Here is a 17,774-nt window from a genome sequence, read left to right as displayed (position 1 = left end):
CGCGGCCATCGCGTACCCTCGTGGCCCGTGCCGATCGCGAGCATCAGCGAGGACGTCTCGAAGTTCGTCGACGCCGTCGAGGAGTTCGTCGGGAACCTCGCGGACGTGCAGTTCCAGTGGCTGGCGCTCGGCCTCGCTGCGTTCGGCATCTACCTGAGCTTCCGCGCCCGCGCGTTCTTCCACGTGCTGCGGGCCGCGTACCCGGCGGAGCGGATCGAGTTCCGCCGCATCTGGGGCGCGTACGTCGCCGCGTACGGCTTCAACAACGTCGTGCCGGCGCGCGGCGGCGACGTGATGAAGCTGTTCCTCACGAAGACGTCGGTGCCCCGCTCGTCCTACCCGGCGGTCGGCGCCGCGTTCTTCGTCGAGGGCGTCTTCGACCTGACGATGGGGATCTTCATCCTCACCTTCGCGTTCTCGCAGGGCGTCTTCCCCAAGCCCCCGGACTTCGCGGCGCTCGGCGCGTTCGACCTGAGCTTCTTCGCCAGCCATCCGCGGTTCACGCTGTTCTTCCTCACCGCGCTCGGGGTGCTCTCGCTCGTGCTCTTCGCGGTGCTGTCGCGGCGCGTGCAGGCGTTCTGGGCGCGCGTGCAGCAGGGTCTGACGATCCTCTACGACCGGCCGCGCTACCTGCGGGAGGTCTTCGCCTTCCAGTTCTACGGCTGGTGCTTCCGCTTCACGGCGTTCTGGTGCCTGCTCGAAGCGTTCAACATCGGCGGCTCGGTGAAGAACGTGCTGCTCGTGCTCGGCGTCAACGCGGTCGCGGCGATCGTGCCGTTCACGCCCGGCGGTGCGGGCGTGCAGCAGGCGTTCCTCGTGAAGGTGTTCGGCGCGGGCGCGGCGGCCTACTCGGTCGGCCAGCAGATCGCGATCGCCGCGTTCAGCATCGGCCTCGGCTTCCTCGCGATCGTCACGATCTTCCGCTTCCGCTCGTTCCGCGAGGTCATCGACGCGGGGAAGGCCGCGCGGGGGCGGGAGGACGCCGAGGTCGGGTTCGCGCCGGAGGGGGAGACGGTCGTCGCGACCGCGGGTGCGCGCGCGGCGGCCCCGCCCGGCGAGTCCTGGCTGGACGAGGAGGCCGCGACCGCACGGGACCGCGCCGAGCGGCGGGCTCGGCGGGCGTCGCGCCGCGCGAAGCGCTGAGCGCTACTGCAGGCCCTGGCGCGCCTCGCGGACCAACGTGACCGCCTCCGGGAAGACCACCGCCATCACCTGCCGGATCTGCTGGGCCTGGGCCTCAGCGTCTCCCTGCAGGTTGATCCGGTTGACGGCCGCGACCGTCATGTCCACCGCGAGCTTGATCGCGTTGTCCGCCCAGGCCAGGCGCTGCTGGCCCTGCATCTGATCCGCGAACTCCGCCATCCGCTTCTGGAGCTCTTCTGGATCGCCGAAAAGACCACCGAAACCGTCCATGACCAGATCGTCGCACATGCGCCTCCTCGCCCTCGCGGGTCTCCTCGCGCTCTCCCTGCTGCTCGCCGCGTGCGGGGACGACCCCGGGAGTGCCGGGGCCGGTCCCCGGCCGGACCCGCCCGCCGAGCGACGTGCGACGACCGTCGTCGCCGCCCTCGGGGACTCCATCACCGCGGGGACGCCGCTGTGGGATCCCGACCCGTCGGTGCGCGCCCAGATCGGGCCGGCGCTCGACGAGCGCTCCCAGTGGGCGTACTGGTACGAGCGCGACCACCCCGGGACCGAGGTGCGCAACTGCGGGATCAACGGGCAGCGCACCGACGAGATCGCGCAGCGCCTCGACGGGTGCGCGCGCGGGGCCGACGTGCTCGTCGTGCAGGGCGGGATCAACGACATCGCCCAGGGCCGTCCGGTCGCCGACGCCGCCGACGACCTCGACACGATGGTGCGGCGCGGGAAGGCCGCGGGCCTGCGGGTGGCGATGGTCGAGCTGCTGCCGTGGAACAACGGCTACCCCGCCGCGGCGCCGCTGATCGACGACCTGAACCGGCGGATCCGCGCGATCGGCCGGCGGGAAGGTGTCCCGGTCGCCCCCTGGTACACGGCGCTGGAGGACCCGGCGGCGCCCGGTCGGATGCGCACGGACCTGACGATCGAGGGGGACCACCCGTCGGTCGCCGGCTACCGCCGCCTCGCCGCCCGCGTCAGGATCCCCTGATGGCCCACGACGAGGACCTCGCCCTGCGGCTGCGCGCCGCGCTCGCCGACCGCGACGCCGTGACCGAGAAGCGGATGTTCGGCGGCCTCGCGTTCCTCGTGCACGGGCACATGGCGGTCTGCGCGTCCGGCACCGGCGGCCTGCTCGTGCGCGTCGACCCGGCGACCTCGGCCGCGCTGGTCGAGCAGCAGGGGGTCGAGCGCATGGTGATGGGCGGCCGCGAGATGGACGGCTGGCTGCGCGTCGCCACGGCGCAGCTGGAGGACGACGCCGCACTGCGCGCCTGGGTGGACCGGGGGCTGGCGGTCGTGGCCGGTCTTCCGCCGAAGGGCGCCTGACGCGCCGCGCAGCGGCCGGTCAGGTGCGCGCGAGCACCGCGACCGTGCCGCCGCGCCGGGCGAGCCCGGCCGCGGCCTCCACGCCCGCGGCGACCGGGAGCAGCGGCATCGCCGCGACGGTCGGGAGCGCGTCGGCGGCCCGCAGCGGGGCGACGCGCTTGAGCGCGTAGTAGAGCCAGGAGGGCGTCGGCGTCACGCGCGACACCGCGGACTGCCAGAGCCCGAACGGGTTGTGCTCCAGCAGCAGGTGCTGCTCGTGCTCGACCGTGAAGCCCTCGCGGCGCAGCAGCGCGCGCAGCCCGGTCGTCGTGAAGTGGGTGCGGTGGCGGGGCAGGTCGAGGTGCCACCAGCGGTCGCCGCCGATCCGCGCCTGCCAGCTCGCGAGGTTCGGGACGCCGAGCAGCAGCACACCGCCGGGCCGCAGCCAGGACCGCAGGGTCCGCAGCGTGGCGGCCGGGTCATCCACGTGCTCGAGCACGTGCCACAGCGAGACCGCGTCGACGCTCGCGGCGGGCACGGGCGCGTCCTCGATCGCGGCGCGGACGAGCGCGACGCCGTACCGCGAGGCGGCCATGTCGACGCCGCGCGCGGTCGGCTCGACGCCGGTGGCGTCGTAGCCCGCGGCCCGGGCGGCGGCGACGAAGCGGCCCCGTCCGGCGCCCGCGTCCACGACGCGGGCCGGGGCGGGACAGGCGCGCGCCAGGAGCCGCAGGCGCTGCCGGTCGAAGCGCGCCAGCAGCGGTGCGGCGAGCGCCGCGCCGCGCGGCGCGACCGGCGCGTAGGCGCCCGACTCGTGGAAGTCCTCCTGCGCGGCCGGGGCGGCGAGCGTCACCCCGGTGCCGCAGGCCGCGCAGCGCCCGACCGGCAGCGGCGCGACGCCCGGCTCGCCGGACGGCACGTCCCGCCACGGGGCGACGCGCGCCCCGCAGGCCGGGCAGACCGTCACGCCACCTCGTAGCTGATGCCGTGCTCGCCGAGCGCGTCGAGGAACGGGCGGGCGTCGAACGCCTCCGCGGGCGCCAGGGCACCGGCCCGGTCGTAGGCCGGGTCGGACAGGAGCTGCGCGGCGTGCGAGGTCGTGACCGCGGTGATCCCGTAGACGTCGGTGCCGCGCAGGACGCCGCGCCGGGGGGCGGAGCCGTTGGCGGGGACCGCGTCGGCGACGAGCGTGTAGGCGGCGGCCCGGCGCGCGTCCTCGGGCGGGCCGGCGGGCAGCCGGTCGATCGCCTTGTCGAGGACCCCGCGCAGCGGCGTGCGCAGCAGTGCCGCGATGCCCGGGGTCAGGGCGGGGACGGCCTTCGCGGCGCGCGGGTGCGGCGCGAAGGTCGCCGCCGTGATGCGCGAGACGATCTCCTGCGTGTGGACGTGACGGGGAACGGTCACGACCTCGCCCGACGGGTAGCGGGCGACCGGCACGCGGCCGAGGCCGGGGATGTCGGCGGTCTCGCCCAGCGGCTGGCGCAGCGGCGCCTTGGCGAGCCGCCCGCCGCGGTACTCCCACTCCTCGCCGCCCATCATCAGCAGCGCGCTGTGCATCGTGCCGCGCGTCGCGCCGAAGCCCTGGACCGCGTAGGTGATCCGCAGCTCCCGCAGCGGCCCGAGGCCCTCGGCGGTCACGGCGCAGAGCAGGTCGCCGGGCAGGTAGTCGAAGCCGAGGCCGCTGACGACGGCGACCCCGGCCCGCGCCGCGTCCACGCCGTAGCGCTCGAGCGCGAGCTTGATGAACGGCTGCTCGCCGGTCGTGTCGACGTAGTGGGTGCCGGAGGCGATGGCGGCGCGCAGCACCGGCTCGCCGACCTGGAGGAACGGGCCGGCGCACGCGATCACGGCGGCGCAGTCCTCGAAGACGCGGGCGAGCGCGGCCTCGTCGTCGGCCGGGGCGGGGCGCACGGCGCTCGACGGCAACCCGTTGTCGGCGGCCACGCGGGCCAGCGAGTCGGCGGACCGGCCGCTCACGACGACCTCGAGTCCGCGGCGCCGCAGCTCCGCGACGACGAGCTTGCCGGTGTAGCCGGTCGCGCCGTAGACGGCGACGGGGGCGGAGGACTGCTGCTCGGGCATCGCGTGACCGTACCGGCGAGCGGCATGATTCGCGCTCCCGACGGGTAGCCTCGGCCCCATGAAGCGTCTCGTCGCCGCACTGGCCACCGCGTCCCTGCTCGCCCCCGGGGCCCTCCTCGCCGCCGGCTGCGGCGACGACGACGGTGGCGACGGCGGCGGGGGCGGCACCAACGGCGGCGTCGTCAGCGTCGCGCAGGCCGCGCAGCGCACGGCGCAGAAGAGCAGCGCGAAGCTCGCACTGAGCGTCCGCATCAGCGGCGCCGGGCTGCCCAAGCCGATCGCGCTGAAGGCGTCCGGCGTCACCGCGCTGGACCGTCCCGCCGGCCGGATGACGATCGACCTCGCGCCGCTGGCGCAGAGCCTCGGTGCGCCGCTCTCCGGGACCGTCGAGGTGCTCTACGACGGCGGTGTCGTCAACGTGAAGCTCCCCCAGGGCGCCGGCATCCCGGCCCTCCCGGGCGGGGCCGAGTGGCTGAAGCTCGACATCGGCGCGCTCGCGAAGTCCGCCGGGGTCGACACGACCGGCCTCGACAAGCTCTACTCGGTCGACCCGGCCAGCCAGCTGAAGCTCCTGGAGTCGATCGGGACGCTGAAGAAGGTCGGCGAGGTCCAGGTCGACGGACAGCCGACCACCCACTTCCGCGGCACCTACTCGCCCCAGCAGGCGATCGACGCCCTCCCGGCCGAGCAGAAGGACCGCATCAACAAGCTGCTCGGCGACCTCGAGAAGCTCGCGGGCGGCTCGGAGGCCCTCGGGCTCGACACGCAGATCCCCGCGGACCTGTACGTCGGCGAGGACGGCGTCGCGCGGAAGATCACGAGCACCGTGAAGCTCCCCGCCCAGAACGGCGTGCCCGGCGGCACCGTCGAGCAGGAGTACGTCCTGTCGGATTTCGGGACGAAGCTCGACCTGACCGCGCCGGCGGCCGGCGACACCTACGACGCGGCCCAGCTGCTGGGCAACCTGCTCAAGCAGGGCCTCTCCGGCGCCGGCGGGCTGCCGGGCACGCAGAACGGCTGAGCTGGCCGTACAATCACTCGCCGTGGCGCGAGTGAAGAGCCCTGCCGAGACGGACGTCCCGGTCGAGGAGATCCTGGCTCGCGAGAGCGAGTGGCGCACCCGCGCCGGCATCGCCAGCATCCTCGCCGGGGTCCTGACGCTCGGCGGCGGCATCGCCGCCGGGCTCGTCTACCAGGACCTCCCGAGCGTCCTGCTGCTCGACGCGCTCCGGGACGCCGCCGGGCAGGACATCGGGCGGGAAGGCCTGCGCACCGCGCAGATCCAGTTCTACGACGACAAGATGGTCACGCTGCTGCTGCTCAGCGGCGTGCTCGCGCTCGGCGCCCTGCTCACCGCCGTCCCGCTGTCCTACCTGGCGCGCGCCACGAGCGCGCGGCGCAAGGAGTTCCCGCGCTCGGTGATCTACGCGGTGATCGCCGGTCCCGCGCTCGTCGCGATCAGCGGCCTGATGCTCCAGGTCGTCGTCGCCGTCCGCGCCCGCGACTTCGTCAGCTCCGGGGACTTCTCGACCCGGACCGCCCATGACGTCCTGCAGGCCTCCGACCTGCTGATCGTCTCCCAGATCCTGCGGCAGGTCGGCGTCCTGGCGATCGGCTTCGCGTTCGTGCTCGTCGCGCTGAACGCGATGCGCGCCGGGCTGCTCACGCGCTTCATGGGCACGCTGGGGATCATCGTCGGCGTCCTCTTCGTCATCCCGATCGGCGGCCAGCTGCCGGTCGTGCAGGCGTTCTGGCTCGTCGCGCTCGGCTTCCTGTTCATGCAGCTCTGGACCGCCGGTGGCGTGCCGCCGGCATGGCAGTCCGGCCGCGCCGAGCCGTGGCCGACCCAGCAGGAGCTGCGCGAGGCGCGCGAGCGCGCGAAGGCGGGCGGCGCCGCCGCGTCCGAGCCTGAGCCGGAGCGGCGCAAGGCGACCCCGCCGCCCCCGTCGGCCGACGACACCCCCACGCCGAGCAAGCCGCACGTCTCCTCGAACAAGAAGAAGCGCAAGCGCCGCTGATGGGCCGCCCGACCGGCGACACCCTCGTGCGGTCCGGCATGGCCGAGCTCGCAGCCGGGGCGCTGAGCGGCTGGGTGTACACGCTGGCCCGCCAGCAGCCCGAGCTCGCGCGGCGCCTGGGCATCCGCAACACCGCCCGGGTGCGCCAGTGGCATCTCGACCTGGCGATGCTCGGCACCGCCACGGTCGTCTGCGGCCTCGCCGTCCCCGAGCCGCCGCGCTACGCGGCACGCGCCCTGCAGGTGGGGGCGTGGACGAACGCGATGGCGTTCCTGCCGCTGGCGTTCCGCCCCGACGTCGACGAGCACCCCGCCTACGTGGCGGGCGCGGCCGCGTCGTTCGTGGCCACGAGCGTCGGCTTCACCGGCCTGGCGATCGCCGCCGGGCGCCGCGGGCGCGACCGCGACTAGCGGGCGGGCAGTCCGAGCCCCTCGGGGGCGTGCAGCGCGCGCAACTGGCCCTCCACGTCGCGCGGCAGGCGCGCCGGGGTGCGCAGCGACACGAGCACCATCGTCGCGAACGCCACGGGCACGCTGAGCACCGCGGGCTGCGCGAGCACGGCGTCCCCGGCGGTGACGGCCTCGCCGCCGCTGAGCACCCCGACGACGATCGCGGCCGTCGCGGTCGCCGCCCCGGCGAGCATGCCGGCGGCCGCCCCGGTCGACGTCAGCCCCGTCCACCAGATCCCGAGCAGGAACAGCGGGCAGAACGTGCTCGCCGCGAGCGCGAAGGCCCAGCCGACGAGCAGCGAGATGTCGACGCCGCGGGCGACGAGCGCAAGCACGACCGGCACGAGCATGCCGCCGAGCGCCGCGCCGCGGAACCGGCGGGTGCGCACGTCGGCGCCGCGCCCGCCGCGCGCGCCGCGCCCGCCGCGCCCGCCGCGCGCGCGGCGCAGGTCGTGGCTGATCGTCCCGGCGATCGACACGAGCAGCCCCGACGCGGTCGACAGGAACGCGGCGAACGCGCCGGCCGCGACGAGCGCGGCGAGGATCTCGCCGCCCAGCCCGGGCATCGCGGCCTCGGGCAGGCGCAGCACGACCTCGTCGGTGGCGCCGGTCACGTACAGCTGCGGCGTCAGGACGCGCCCGAGGAGCCCGTAGACGACCGGGAAGACGTAGAACAGCCCGAGCAGCCCGAGCACCCGGACGGTCGTGCGGCGCGCGGCCGGCCCGTCCGGGTTCGTGTAGAAGCGGACGAGGATGTGCGGCAGGCCCATGGTCCCGAGGAACGTGGCCAGCAGCAGCGAGCCGACGAACAGCGGGGACGCCCGGCCCTCGTCGCTGATCGGGCGGATCCAGTCCTCGCCGCGCTGCGCTTCGATCCCCTCGGCGACCGGCACGACCGTCCCGGCGGGCAGCCGCAGCGCCCCGGCGGCCAGCGTGCGCTCCTCGCCCGCCGCGGCGGACGCGCGCACCCCGTCGATCGTGTAGGTCGCGGCGGCGGGGAACGTGACGTCGGTCGGCGCGTCGAGGGACACCACGAGCCCGGCGGCCGGGGCGCGCGGCAGCTCCTGCCCGAACAGCGCGCTGCGCTGCGGCAGACCGCCGAGGTGGATCAGCAGCAGGCACGCGGGCACGAGGATCGCGAACGTCTTCACCCAGTACTGGTACGCCTGCACGTAGGTGATCCCGCGCATCCCGCCCAGCGCGACGACGAGCGCCACGACGACCCCCGCGCCCACGACCCCGACCCAGTACGGGGCCCCGGTCACGACCCCGAGCGCGATCCCGGCGCCCTTCAGCTGCGGCACGAGATAGAAGCCGCCGATCACCAGCACGACCCCGGCGGCGAGCAGCCGCATCCGCGGCGCGTCGAGCCGCGCCTCCGCGAAGTCCGGGATCGTGTACGAGCCGTAACGGCGCAGCGGGGCCGCCACGAACAGCAGCAGGGCGACGTACCCGGCGGTGAACCCGACCGGCAGCCACAGGGCGCTGGCACCGAGCTTCATCTGCAGTCCGGCGATGCCCAGGAACGACGCGGCCGACAGGTACTCGCCGCTGATCGCCGCCGCGTTCCACCACGGGCTGATCGCGCGCGACGCGACAAAGAAGTCGCTCGTGGTGCGCGCGAACCGCACGCCCCACGCGCCCAGGCCGACCGCCCCGAGCGTCACCACCGACACCGCGAGGATCGACAGCATCGTCAGGGACGGTCGTCGTGGACGAGGTCGCGGAACGCCTCGTCCAGCGCGTCCGCGCGCCGTGCGTACAGCCAGCCGACGCCGAGCAGCACGAGGAACACCGGGGGTCCGAGGAGGACGATCGCCCAGGGCACGCCGAGCACGGCCGCGGAGCTGAGCGACGGCACGACGTACAGGGCGATCGGCAGCGCGCCGAGCAGCCCGCCGAAGGCGACGAGCGACACGAGCGACAGCGTCAGCTGCGCGCGCACGAGCCGCCGCAGGTAGATGCCGCCGACCGGGGTCTGGTCGACGAGCTCGTCGCGCGGGGACCGGACGGGACGGCGGTCCGGCGTGCTCATCGCACCTGGAGCCGCCGCCGCAGGTCCCCGACCTGGCGGCGGGAGATCGGCACCTCGCTGCCGTCCGCCAGGCGCAGCACCGCGGTCCCGTTCAGCTGCGGCTGCAGCTCGACCGCACGGCGGAGGTTGACGAGGTAGGCCCGGTGGACGCGCGCGAAGCCGTGCGGCGTCCAGCGCCGCTCGATGTCGTGCAGCCGCGCGCGCAGCAGGAAGCGGCCGTCGTCGCTGACGATCCGCACGTAGTCGCCGTGCGCCTGCAGGTAGAGGATCGAGCTGCGCTGCAGCAGCCGCGTGCCGCCACCGCGGACGTTGTCGACCGGGACGACGTCGCCGCCGTCGTCCCACGGCACCTCGTCGGGGTCGCCGGGGCGCTCCCCGCCCGCAGGAGGCGCGGACGCCTCGGCCACGTGCGCCTGGACACGCGCGAGCGCCTCGTCGATCCGCGCCCGGCTCGCCGGCTTCATCAGGTAGTCGAGGGCGTGCAGCGCGAACGCGTCGACCGCCGCGGACTCGTACGCGGTGACGAACACCAGCGCCGGCGGGTGCGCGAAGCGACCGGCGACGCGGGCGAGCTCGACACCGTCCAGGCCCGGCATCCGCACGTCGAGGAAGACGGCGTCGAAGCGGCGCTGCGCGAGCTCCAGCAGCGCGTCCTTGGCACCCGCGGCGGTGACGACCTCCCCGACCCGGTCGGAGGCGCGCAGCATCCGCGCGAGGTCCTCCAGCGCCGGGCGCTCGTCGTCGACGGCGAGCACGGTCAGCGGCGCGGCGGTCACGACGCCCGCACCCCCGCTCGGAACTTCGGCACGGTCATGACGACGCCGGTGCCCTCCCCGGGCGCGGTGTCGATCCGCAGCCCGTAGTCCTCCCCGAACGCGGCCCGCATCCGCCCGTCGACGTTCGACACGCCGATGCCGCCGTCCTCCCGACCGCCGACGAGCACCTCGCGCGCCCGGTCGGCCGACATCCCGGGACCGTCGTCGTGGACGCGCAGCTCGACGTCCGGGCCGAGGTCGCGGCCGAGGATCTCCAGGTGCCCGCGGCCCCCGTGCGCCTCGACGCCGTGGCGGACCGCGTTCTCCACCAGCGGCTGCACGCTCAGCACCGGCACGACGGCGGGCAGCACCTCCGGGGCGACCTCGATGCGGATCGTCAGCCGCTCCCCGAAGCGGGCCTGCTCGAGCCGCAGGTACTTCTCGACGTAGCGGAGCTCGTCGGCGAGCGTCACGTACGGCCGGCGGCCACGGAACGCGTAGCGGGTGAACTCCGCGAAGTCGGTCAGCAGCTCGCGGGCCTCGTCGGGGTCGGCGTGGATCTGCGCGGCGATCGCGGCGAGCGCGTTGTAGACGAAGTGCGGGCTGATCTGCGCGCGCAGGGCCCGCAGCTCCGCCTCCGCCAAGCGGGCGCCCTGCGCATCGAGCTCGGCCTGCGCGAGCTGCGCGCCGACGAGCATCGCCGCGTCCTGCACCACCTGGGTGTCCTCCGGCACCAGTCGCCGGTCGCGCGGGTAGAGCGCCACCAGCGTGCCCGCGTGGCGCTGGCCGGCGTGCAGCGGCGCGGTCACCGCGACCCCGTGCGGGCAGCCCGGGTCGGCGCAGTGCCAGTGCGGCTCGACGTGCACGCGGTCGGCGTGGGCGGGCACGAACAGCGGGGCGGCCGCGTCCCCGGCGCAGTGGTGCTCGGACCCGGGCCCCTCGAACGCGAGCACGACGTGCCCGTCGGTCAGCGCCAGCGCGGGGGACCCGACGAGCGCCCGCAGGTACGGGGCGGCCGTGGTGGCGCTGTTGGCGTCCAGGCCGCGGCGCAGGTGCGGCAGCGTCGAGGTGACGGTGTGCAGGGCGGCGCGCGTGGCGGTCGCCTCGGGGGAGAGGACGCGCCGCGGGGCGGCGAGCAGGCGGGACCCCGCCGCGATCGAGGCGGCGAGCGCGAGACCCAGGAGCACGCCGAGCAGGACGTCCATGACCGGGGGCGAGCCTAGCCCCGCGCCCGGAGCGCGTCGAACGGTGACCGCTCGTCGTGCCCCAGCCACCGCTCGTCGCGCGATCGCGCCGGTCGGCGGACCCGACGCTGGCAGACGAGCGGGGTCCCGGGGACGGTCGGCTCCGGGTCCATTCCGAGGAGAGGAGCAGTCACCCGATGTCCGTCACCACCACCGAGGGGCGCGTCGACGTCCCCACCGGCGGTCCGCCGCACGAGCCCGACTGGGAGGCGATCGAGGCCTCCCCCGAGTTCCGTGAGCTCGTCGCGAAGCGCCGCCGCTTCGTCGTCCCCGCCACCGTGGGGTTCCTGACCTGGTACCTCGCGTTCATCCTGCTGGCCGGCTACGCCGACGGCTTCATGGGCGAGTCGCTCTACCAGGGCTTCACGGTCGGCTACGCGGTCGCCCTGACGCAGTTCTTCATGGTCTGGGGCCTGTCGGTCGCGTACGTCCGCTACTCCGAGCGGGAGCTCGACCCGCTGCGCGACGCGATCGCCGCCCGCGCCGAGGCCGACACCCGCGCGGCGACGGTCTCCGGGGGTGATCGGGCGTGAGTCTGCCGCTGGCCGCCGACCTCAACGAGCTCGCCCTCTCGATCTTCGCGGTCGTCCTGGGCATCACCCTCTGGATCACCTTCTGGGCGTCCCGGCGCACGAGCTCCGCCGCCGACTTCTGGGCCGCCGGGCGGGGCATCAGCGGCGTGCAGAACGGCTTCGCGATCGCGGGCGACTACATGTCCGCCGCCTCGTTCCTGGGGATCGCGGGCCTCATCTTCCTGTTCGGCTTCGACGGGTTCCTGTACTCCGTCGGCTTCCTCGTCGCGTTCCTGACGGTGCTGTTCCTGCTCGCCGAGCGGATGCGCAACGCGGGCAAGTACACGATCGCGGACGTCCTGAGCTTCCGCCTCAAGCAGGAGCCCGCGCGGGTCGCGGCGGCCTCCGGCACGCTCGCAGTCGCGGCGTTCTACCTGATCGCGCAGATGGTCGGCGCCGGGGTGCTGATCCAGGCGCTCGTCGGCCTGAGCTTCACGACGTCGGTGCTGATCACCGGCATCTTCATGCTCTGCTACGTCGTCTTCGGCGGCATGCTCGCGACGACCTGGGTGCAGATCGTCAAGGCCGTGATGCTCATGGGCGCGGCGACCGCGCTGACGATCATGGTGCTGGTCAAGATCGGTGGCAACCCGATCGACCTGTTCAACAAGGCGCGCGACGAGTCGCCCAGCGGCGACGCGTACCTCGCGCCCGGGCTGTTCTACACGAACCCCATCGACACGGTCTCGCTCGGCCTGGGCCTCGTGCTCGGCACCGCGGGCCTGCCGCACATCCTCATGCGGTTCTTCACCGTGCCCAACGCGAAGGCCGCGCGCTCCAGCGTCGTCTGGGCCGTCTTCCTGATCGGCGCGTTCTACGTCATGACGACCGCGCTGGGCTTCGGCGCCCGCGCGATCCTCGGGACCGGCGGCGAGGCCGCTGCGGGCGCGGGCGGCAATCTCGCCGCACCGCTGCTGGCCGAGGAGCTCGGCGGCGGTCCGGGCACGCTCGGCGGGGACCTGATGCTCGCCGTCATCGCGGCGGTCGCGTTCGCCACGATCCTCGCGGTCGTCGCCGGCCTGGTCATCAGCGCCTCGGGCGCGGTCGCCCACGACCTCTGGTCCGGCGTCATCCGCCGCGGCCGGGAGTCCGAGCACGAGGAGGTGCTCGTCGCCCGGATCGCCGCGATCTCGATCGGCGCCATCGCCATCGCGGTCGCGATCATCGGCGGCCAGGGGCTGAACGTCTCGTTCATGGTCGGCCTCGCGTTCGCGGTCGCGGCGAGCGCGAACTTCCCGGCGCTGCTGCTGGCGCTCACGTGGAAGCGGTTCAACACCACCGGGGCGATCACCGGGGTCGCGGTCGGCGTGATCAGCTCGATCTTTCTCGTGATCGTCTCGCCGAAGGTGTGGCCGGGGCCGGACTCCGAGGGGTCCCCGATCGGCTGGACGCTGGCGAACCCGGGCATCGTGTCGATCCCGCTCGGCTTCCTCGGCTGCTACCTCGGCACGGTGCTGTCGCGGTCCTCCGCGGCGGAGCGGTCGTTCCACGAGCTGAACGTGCGGGCGGAGACCGGCATCGGCGCCGAGGGCGCCGTGGCGCACTAGGGCTCGCTCACCCCGCAACGTCCCTGCAACCACCCGCCCGGTCGGCGTATCCCCGCGTTCGGGGGTGCGCCGATCGGGCATGATCGAGGAGTACCCGCTGTGAGCACCCTGGAGGAGCGCGACGACATGACGGACACCGGTCACCTGGAGCAGGACCTCGAGGCCCTGCTGCAGATCGAGAACTTCCCCCCGCCCGCGTCGTTCGCGGAGCACGCACGGATCCACGACCGCTCCGTCCACGAGGCCGCCGCGGCCGATCCGGTCGCCTGGTGGGCCGAGCAGGCGAAGGCGCTGGACTGGTTCACCGAGCCGACGACGGCGCTGGACGACAGCAACCCGCCGTTCTACACGTGGTTCAAGGGCGGCACGCTCAACGCCTCGTACAACGCCGTCGACCGGCACGTCCTGGCGGGCAACGGCGACCGCGTCGCGTTCCACTGGCACGGCGAGGAGGGCGAGCAGCGCGCCGTCACCTACGCGGACCTGCACCGCGACGTGCAGCGGGCCGCCAACGCGCTGAAGGCGCGCGGCATCGGCAAGGGGGACGTCGTCGGGATCTTCCTGCCGATGATCCCGGAGGTCGTCGTCGCGATGCTCGCCTGCGCGCGGATCGGCGCCCCGCACAACGTCGTCTTCGGCGGCTTCTCCGCGGAGTCCGTGCACGAGCGCATGGAGGTCTCCGAGGCCAAGGCGCTGATCACCGTCGACAGCGCGCGCCGTAAGGGGAAGACCGCGCCGGTCAAGACGACGGTCGACGACGTGATGGGCTCGCTCGACACGCTCGAGACGATCTTCGTCGTCCAGCACGGCGGCGGCGACTGCCCGATGCAGGACGGCCGCGACGTCTTCTGGGGCGACGCCCTCGCGGCGGCCGACGACGAGTGCGAGGCCGAGCCGCTGGACGCCGAGCACCCGCTGTTCATCCTCTACTCCTCCGGCTCCACCGCGAAGCCGAAGGGCATCCAGCACACCACCGGCGGCTACCTCACCGGCGTCGCGTGGACGCACAAGCACGTCTTCGACCTGCGGCCGGAGGAGGACGTGTACTGGTGCTCGGCCGACGTCGGCTGGATCACCGGGCACTCCTACATCGTCTACGGACCGCTGATGAACGGCACCACGTCGGTGATGTTCGAGGGCGCCCCGGACTACCCCCACAAGGGCATCTGGTGGGAGCTGTGCGAGCAGTACGGCGTCACGCTCTTCTACACCGCGCCGACCGCGATCCGTGCCTGCATGAAGTGGGGCGCGGACCTGCCCGCGCAGCACGACCTGTCCAAGCTCCGCCTGCTCGGCAGCGTCGGCGAGCCGATCAACCCGAAGGCGTGGCTCTGGTACCACAAGGTCATCGGCGGGGAGCGCTGCCCGATCGTCGACACCTGGTGGCAGACCGAGACCGGTCACATCATGATCACGACGCTCCCGGGCGCCCAGTACGGCAAGCCCGGCAGCGCCGGCACGCCGCTCCCCGGCGTGTACGCGGCGATCGTCGACCCGGACAGCGGCGAGGAGGTCCCGGACGGCACGCAGGGCCTGCTGACGCTGACCAGGCCGTGGCCCGGGATGCTCCGCACGCTCTTCGGGGACGACGACCGCTACGTCTCGACCTACTGGGAGAAGTTCGGCCCGCAGACGTACTTCGTCGGCGACGCCAGCAAGCGCGACGCAGACGACGGGTACGTCTGGGTGATCGGGCGCGTCGACGACGTGCTCAACGTCTCCGGCCACCGCATGTCGACCGCCGAGATCGAGTCGGCGATCGTCTCGCACGGCAAGGTCGCGGAGTCCGCGGTCATCGGCCAGACCGACGAGGACACCGGTCAGGCCGTCTGCGCGTTCGTGACGCTCGAGGGCGACCTCGAGGGCACACCCGATCTCGAGGCGGAGATCCGCGAGCACGTCGCCCAGCGGATCGGCAAGCTCGCCCGCCCCAAGCGGATCGTGTGGGCCGACGACCTGCCCAAGACCCGCTCGGGCAAGATCATGCGCCGCCTGCTGAAGGACATCGCCGAGGGTCGCGCCCTGGGCGACGTGACGACCCTGCGCGACCCGGGCGTCATGCAGCAGCTGCAGGGCAAGATCGCCGAGGCGCAGAGCGACGAGGGCTGACGGGCGGGGGCGCTACCGTGCCCCATGACCGTCGAGGACCACCGGACCGCCGAGCGCCGCAGCATCGCGCTGCACGCGGCGGTCCGGGCGCGGCTGACCCCGGAGGTCGTCGGGACGGCCCGGGCGCGCGTCGATGCGTGGCTGCGAGACGGGGGCCCGGTCCCGCCGCCCGCCGCGCGGGCGTGGCGGGCGCTGCTCGACGGCCCCGCCGACGAGCTCGCCGCAGCGCTCGTGCGCGACGACGAGCGGATGCGCGACCTGCGGCAGAACACCCCCTTCGCCGGTGTCGTCCCGCCCGCGGCGCGCTGGCGCATCGTGCGGGAGGTGCGCTGATGCGCCGCGACGAGCTCGAGCACGTGCTGCGCGCCGCGGCGGCGGTCGCGGGCGAGGACGACCTGGTGGTCGTCGACAGCAGCGCGATCCTCGCGTCCGTGCCCGACGCTCCCGCGGCGATGCTCACCTCCGTCGAGGCCGACGTCTTCCCGCGCGATCGGCCCGAGCGGTCGGACCTGATCGATGGCGCGATCGGCGAGGGCTCGATCTTCCAGGAGACGTTCGGCTACTACGCGCACGGCGTCGGCCCCGAGACCGCCAAGGCCCCGGAAGGCTGGCAGGACCGGCTCGTGCTGGTCGAGGGCCCGGCGACCCGCGGCGCGCGCGGCTGGTGCCTGGAGCCGCACGACCTCGTGCTCTCGAAGCTCGTCGCCGGGCGCGAGAAGGACGTCGCGTTCGCCCGGCAGGCGGTCGCGGCCGGGATCGTCGCGGTCGCGACGCTGGCGGCGCGCGTCGACGCGCTCCCGGTCGACGAGGAGCACCGCCGGGCCGTGCGGCGGCTCGTCGACGGGCTCACCTGACGGGACCCCGGCCGGCGCGCGGCGAACCTCCGTGCAACGGTTGACCGCGGCGCCCGGCGGGCAGGAGGATCGGCACCATGTCCCACCGCTACGAGCAGGCCGTCGCCGACCACCGCTGGGAGGTCCCCGAGCGGTACAACATCGCCCAGGACGTCTGCGAGAAGCACCCGCCGGACCAGCTCGCGATGATCCACGAGCGCTACGACGGGGAACGCCGCGAGCTCACCTGGGGCGAGCTGCAGGACCTCGCCAACCGCGCCGCGAACCTGCTCGCCGCCCACGGCGTGCAGCGCGGCGACCGCGTCGCGGTCGTCCTCCCGCCGACGCCCGAGACCGCCGCCCTGTTCTTCGGGACCTGGAAGCTCGGGGCGATCCTGCTGAGCATGAGCGTCCTCTACGGCGACGACGGCATCCGCTACCGGCTCACCGACTCACAGTCCAAGGTGCTCGTCACCGACGCGGCGAACGTCGAGCGGTTCGACACCTCGCTGGTCGAGACGGTGATCGTGCTCGACGCCGAGACGCTCGCCGCCGCGGACGCGACGCCGGTGCACGCCGACACCGCCGCCGACGACCCGGCGCAGCTCTACTACACCTCCGGCACCACGGGCGCGGCCAAGGGCATCCTCCACGCCCACCGCTACCTGCTGGCGCACAACGAGTTCGTGCACTCCCACGACGTGCAGCCCGGCGAGCGGTTCCACGGCATGGGGGAGTGGGCGTGGGCCGCGGGGATCGCGCCGCTGCTCGGCCCGTGGCGCCTCGGGGCGGTCCAGGTCGTGCTGCAGCGCCAGGGCGGCTTCGACCCCCACCAGCAGCTCGACTTCCTCAGCCGCAACGAGGTCACCAACGTCTTCACGACGCCGACGGCGATGCGGTCGATGATGGGGATCTCCGACGCCGGGACCCGCTACCCGCAGCGGTTCCGGATCGTCTGCAGCGCCGGCGAGCCGCTGAACCCCGAGGCGATCCGCTGGTTCCGCGAGCAGTACGGCCTGACCGTCCTGGACTACTACGGGATGACCGAGAGCTACCCGATGGTCGCCAACTACCCGTGGATGGACGTCCGCGAGGGCTCGATGGGCAAGCCGATGCCCGGCTGGGAGATGGCGATCCTCGACGAGGACTCGCGGCCGATCACGACGCCGGGGGAGCGCGGGGAGATCGCCCTGAAGGCCCGCTCCAACCCGCACTACCCGCTCGGCTACTGGAACCGCGACGAGGACACGGAGCGCGTCTTCGGCGGCGAGTGGTTCCGCACCGGCGACGCGGCCAGCGCCGACGAGGACGGCTACTACTGGTACGAGGGCCGCGCCGACGACCTGATCATCGCCGCCGGCTACCGGATCGGCCCGTTCGAGGTGGAGTCCGCGTGCCTGGAGCACCCGGCGGTGGCCGAGGCGGCGGCCGTCGCGTCGCCCGACGAGCGTCGCGGCCACGTCGTCAAGGCGTTCATCGTCCCGGCCGCGGGCCACGAGCCGTCCGACGCGCTCGCCGAGGAGGTCAAGGCGTTCGTGCGCGAGCGGCTCTCCGCCTACGCGTACCCGCGACGGATCGAGTTCGTCACCGAGCTGCCGAAGACGCTCACGGGCAAGATCCGGCGCATCGAGTTGCGCCAGCAGGAGGAGGAGCGCGCCCGCCAGGGCGGCTGACCGCCGCCC

At 74.1% G+C, this 17,774-nt stretch carries 19 protein-coding genes; 12 read left to right on the top strand and 7 right to left on the bottom strand.

From position 1 onward, the window contains the following. Positions 1–27 precede the first annotated feature (27 nt). Complete coding sequence (locus tag C7Y72_RS02815; RefSeq protein ID WP_107567094.1) at positions 28–1,143, top strand: lysylphosphatidylglycerol synthase transmembrane domain-containing protein; 1,116 nt, start codon at positions 28–30, stop codon at positions 1,141–1,143. Positions 1,144–1,146: 3 nt separating this feature from the next. Here the strand turns inward: C7Y72_RS02815 and C7Y72_RS02810 are convergent, their stop codons facing one another. Then, entirely contained in the window at positions 1,147–1,431 is a 285-nt protein-coding gene (locus C7Y72_RS02810; RefSeq protein ID WP_233243692.1) for a hypothetical protein, read from the bottom strand. Here C7Y72_RS02810 and C7Y72_RS02805 point away from each other — a divergent pair. Next, on the top strand, positions 1,430–2,131 hold the full coding sequence (locus C7Y72_RS02805; RefSeq protein ID WP_158276594.1) for an SGNH/GDSL hydrolase family protein: 702 nt from the start codon (positions 1,430–1,432) through the stop codon (positions 2,129–2,131). The two genes, C7Y72_RS02810 and C7Y72_RS02805, sit on opposite strands and share 2 nt — an antisense overlap. Continuing rightward, positions 2,131–2,469 (top strand): TfoX/Sxy family protein, encoded by a 339-nt coding sequence (locus C7Y72_RS02800; RefSeq protein WP_107567091.1) that lies wholly within the window; start codon positions 2,131–2,133, stop codon positions 2,467–2,469. The genes C7Y72_RS02805 and C7Y72_RS02800 overlap by 1 nt, the downstream gene beginning before the upstream one ends. 19 nt (positions 2,470–2,488) lie before the next feature. Here C7Y72_RS02800 and C7Y72_RS02795 read toward each other — a convergent pair whose 3' ends face one another. Together C7Y72_RS02795 and C7Y72_RS02790 are read right to left on the bottom strand one after the other, a co-directional pair. Next, a complete protein-coding gene (locus C7Y72_RS02795) occupies positions 2,489–3,415 on the bottom strand; it encodes a class I SAM-dependent methyltransferase (RefSeq protein ID WP_107567090.1) in 927 nt (308 codons plus the stop codon). Then, positions 3,412–4,530 carry a saccharopine dehydrogenase family protein gene (locus tag C7Y72_RS02790; RefSeq protein WP_158276593.1) on the bottom strand — a complete coding sequence of 373 codons (1,119 nt, stop codon included), beginning with the start codon at positions 4,528–4,530 and terminating at the stop codon, positions 3,412–3,414. The genes C7Y72_RS02795 and C7Y72_RS02790 overlap by 4 nt, the downstream gene beginning before the upstream one ends. A gap of 58 nt (positions 4,531–4,588) precedes the next feature. Between C7Y72_RS02790 and C7Y72_RS22655 the strand changes: the two genes are divergently transcribed. Genes C7Y72_RS22655 through C7Y72_RS02780 form a run of 3 tightly spaced genes read left to right on the top strand, consistent with a single transcriptional unit; the run spans position 4,589 to position 6,958 of the window. After that, positions 4,589–5,551 carry an SCO4651 family lipoprotein gene (locus C7Y72_RS22655; RefSeq protein WP_158276592.1) on the top strand — a complete coding sequence of 321 codons (963 nt, stop codon included), beginning with the start codon at positions 4,589–4,591 and terminating at the stop codon, positions 5,549–5,551. Between the two features lie 22 nt (positions 5,552–5,573). After that, on the top strand, positions 5,574–6,548 hold the full coding sequence (locus tag C7Y72_RS02785; RefSeq protein WP_146175222.1) for a hypothetical protein: 975 nt from the start codon (positions 5,574–5,576) through the stop codon (positions 6,546–6,548). Continuing rightward, positions 6,548–6,958 (top strand): hypothetical protein, encoded by a 411-nt coding sequence (locus tag C7Y72_RS02780; protein WP_154733416.1) that lies wholly within the window; start codon positions 6,548–6,550, stop codon positions 6,956–6,958. Before C7Y72_RS02785 ends, C7Y72_RS02780 begins: the two co-directional genes overlap by 1 nt. On the opposite strand, the gene C7Y72_RS02775 is transcribed toward C7Y72_RS02780, so the two are convergent. Genes C7Y72_RS02775 through C7Y72_RS02760 form a run of 4 tightly spaced genes read right to left on the bottom strand, consistent with a single transcriptional unit; the run spans position 6,955 to position 10,992 of the window. Then, positions 6,955–8,691 carry a sodium/solute symporter gene (locus tag C7Y72_RS02775; protein ID WP_107567087.1) on the bottom strand — a complete coding sequence of 579 codons (1,737 nt, stop codon included), beginning with the start codon at positions 8,689–8,691 and terminating at the stop codon, positions 6,955–6,957. The genes C7Y72_RS02780 and C7Y72_RS02775 overlap by 4 nt on opposite strands. Positions 8,692–8,693: 2 nt before the next feature. Further along, positions 8,694–9,032 (bottom strand): hypothetical protein, encoded by a 339-nt coding sequence (locus tag C7Y72_RS02770; protein WP_107567086.1) that lies wholly within the window; start codon positions 9,030–9,032, stop codon positions 8,694–8,696. Further along, positions 9,029–9,808, bottom strand: a complete 780-nt coding sequence (locus tag C7Y72_RS02765) for a LytR/AlgR family response regulator transcription factor (RefSeq protein ID WP_107567085.1) — start codon at positions 9,806–9,808, stop codon at positions 9,029–9,031. Before C7Y72_RS02765 ends, C7Y72_RS02770 begins: the two co-directional genes overlap by 4 nt. After that, positions 9,805–10,992 carry a histidine kinase gene (locus tag C7Y72_RS02760; RefSeq protein ID WP_107567084.1) on the bottom strand — a complete coding sequence of 396 codons (1,188 nt, stop codon included), beginning with the start codon at positions 10,990–10,992 and terminating at the stop codon, positions 9,805–9,807. Before C7Y72_RS02760 ends, C7Y72_RS02765 begins: the two co-directional genes overlap by 4 nt. A 176-nt stretch (positions 10,993–11,168) precedes the next feature. On the opposite strand from C7Y72_RS02760, the gene C7Y72_RS02755 reads away from it, so the two are divergent. The 6 genes from C7Y72_RS02755 to C7Y72_RS02730 all read left to right on the top strand — a co-directional run bounded on the left by C7Y72_RS02755 (position 11,169) and on the right by C7Y72_RS02730 (position 17,765). Next, a complete protein-coding gene (locus tag C7Y72_RS02755) occupies positions 11,169–11,564 on the top strand; it encodes a DUF485 domain-containing protein (RefSeq protein WP_107567083.1) in 396 nt (131 codons plus the stop codon). Further along, positions 11,561–13,150 (top strand): solute symporter family protein, encoded by a 1,590-nt coding sequence (locus tag C7Y72_RS02750; RefSeq protein ID WP_199223838.1) that lies wholly within the window; start codon positions 11,561–11,563, stop codon positions 13,148–13,150. The genes C7Y72_RS02755 and C7Y72_RS02750 overlap by 4 nt, the downstream gene beginning before the upstream one ends. Before the next feature lie 126 nt (positions 13,151–13,276). After that, positions 13,277–15,259, top strand: coding sequence for an acetate--CoA ligase (acs, locus tag C7Y72_RS02745; RefSeq protein ID WP_107569550.1), 1,983 nt, complete (start codon positions 13,277–13,279; stop codon positions 15,257–15,259). A 24-nt stretch (positions 15,260–15,283) separates the two neighbouring features. Next, positions 15,284–15,592, top strand: coding sequence for a hypothetical protein (locus tag C7Y72_RS02740; protein WP_107567082.1), 309 nt, complete (start codon positions 15,284–15,286; stop codon positions 15,590–15,592). Next, the gene (locus C7Y72_RS02735) at positions 15,592–16,113 is read left to right on the top strand and encodes a DUF6036 family nucleotidyltransferase (protein ID WP_107567081.1); all 522 of its coding nucleotides are present in this window, start codon (positions 15,592–15,594) and stop codon (positions 16,111–16,113) included. Before C7Y72_RS02740 ends, C7Y72_RS02735 begins: the two co-directional genes overlap by 1 nt. A 77-nt stretch (positions 16,114–16,190) precedes the next feature. Further along, positions 16,191–17,765, top strand: a complete 1,575-nt coding sequence (locus C7Y72_RS02730) for an acetate--CoA ligase (RefSeq protein ID WP_107567080.1) — start codon at positions 16,191–16,193, stop codon at positions 17,763–17,765. Positions 17,766–17,774: the final 9 nt, after the last annotated feature.

The organism is Paraconexibacter algicola (assembly GCF_003044185.1).
Classification (GTDB): domain Bacteria; phylum Actinomycetota; class Thermoleophilia; order Solirubrobacterales; family Solirubrobacteraceae; genus Paraconexibacter; species Paraconexibacter algicola.
This window is presented reverse-complemented; position numbering and strand designations above follow the sequence as displayed.

Bases quoted from the DNA above. Each gene is read 5' to 3' on its own strand.
- C7Y72_RS02775 (WP_107567087.1), bottom strand. From the start codon at position 8,691: ATGCTGTCGATCCTCGCGGTGTCGGTGGTGACGCTCGGGGCGGTCGGC.
- C7Y72_RS02805 (WP_158276594.1), top strand. From the start codon at position 1,430: ATGCGCCTCCTCGCCCTCGCGGGTCTCCTCGCGCTCTCCCTGCTGCTC.
- C7Y72_RS02730 (WP_107567080.1), top strand. From the start codon at position 16,191: ATGTCCCACCGCTACGAGCAGGCCGTCGCCGACCACCGCTGGGAGGTC.
- C7Y72_RS02735 (WP_107567081.1), top strand. From the start codon at position 15,592: ATGCGCCGCGACGAGCTCGAGCACGTGCTGCGCGCCGCGGCGGCGGTC.
- C7Y72_RS02780 (WP_154733416.1), top strand. From the start codon at position 6,548: ATGGGCCGCCCGACCGGCGACACCCTCGTGCGGTCCGGCATGGCCGAG.
- C7Y72_RS02810 (WP_233243692.1), bottom strand. From the start codon at position 1,431: ATGTGCGACGATCTGGTCATGGACGGTTTCGGTGGTCTTTTCGGCGAT.
- acs (WP_107569550.1), top strand. From the start codon at position 13,277: ATGACGGACACCGGTCACCTGGAGCAGGACCTCGAGGCCCTGCTGCAG.
- C7Y72_RS02740 (WP_107567082.1), top strand. From the start codon at position 15,284: ATGACCGTCGAGGACCACCGGACCGCCGAGCGCCGCAGCATCGCGCTG.
- C7Y72_RS02760 (WP_107567084.1), bottom strand. From the start codon at position 10,992: ATGGACGTCCTGCTCGGCGTGCTCCTGGGTCTCGCGCTCGCCGCCTCG.
- C7Y72_RS02770 (WP_107567086.1), bottom strand. From the start codon at position 9,032: ATGAGCACGCCGGACCGCCGTCCCGTCCGGTCCCCGCGCGACGAGCTC.
- C7Y72_RS02790 (WP_158276593.1), bottom strand. From the start codon at position 4,530: ATGCCCGAGCAGCAGTCCTCCGCCCCCGTCGCCGTCTACGGCGCGACC.
- C7Y72_RS22655 (WP_158276592.1), top strand. From the start codon at position 4,589: ATGAAGCGTCTCGTCGCCGCACTGGCCACCGCGTCCCTGCTCGCCCCC.
- C7Y72_RS02755 (WP_107567083.1), top strand. From the start codon at position 11,169: ATGTCCGTCACCACCACCGAGGGGCGCGTCGACGTCCCCACCGGCGGT.
- C7Y72_RS02800 (WP_107567091.1), top strand. From the start codon at position 2,131: ATGGCCCACGACGAGGACCTCGCCCTGCGGCTGCGCGCCGCGCTCGCC.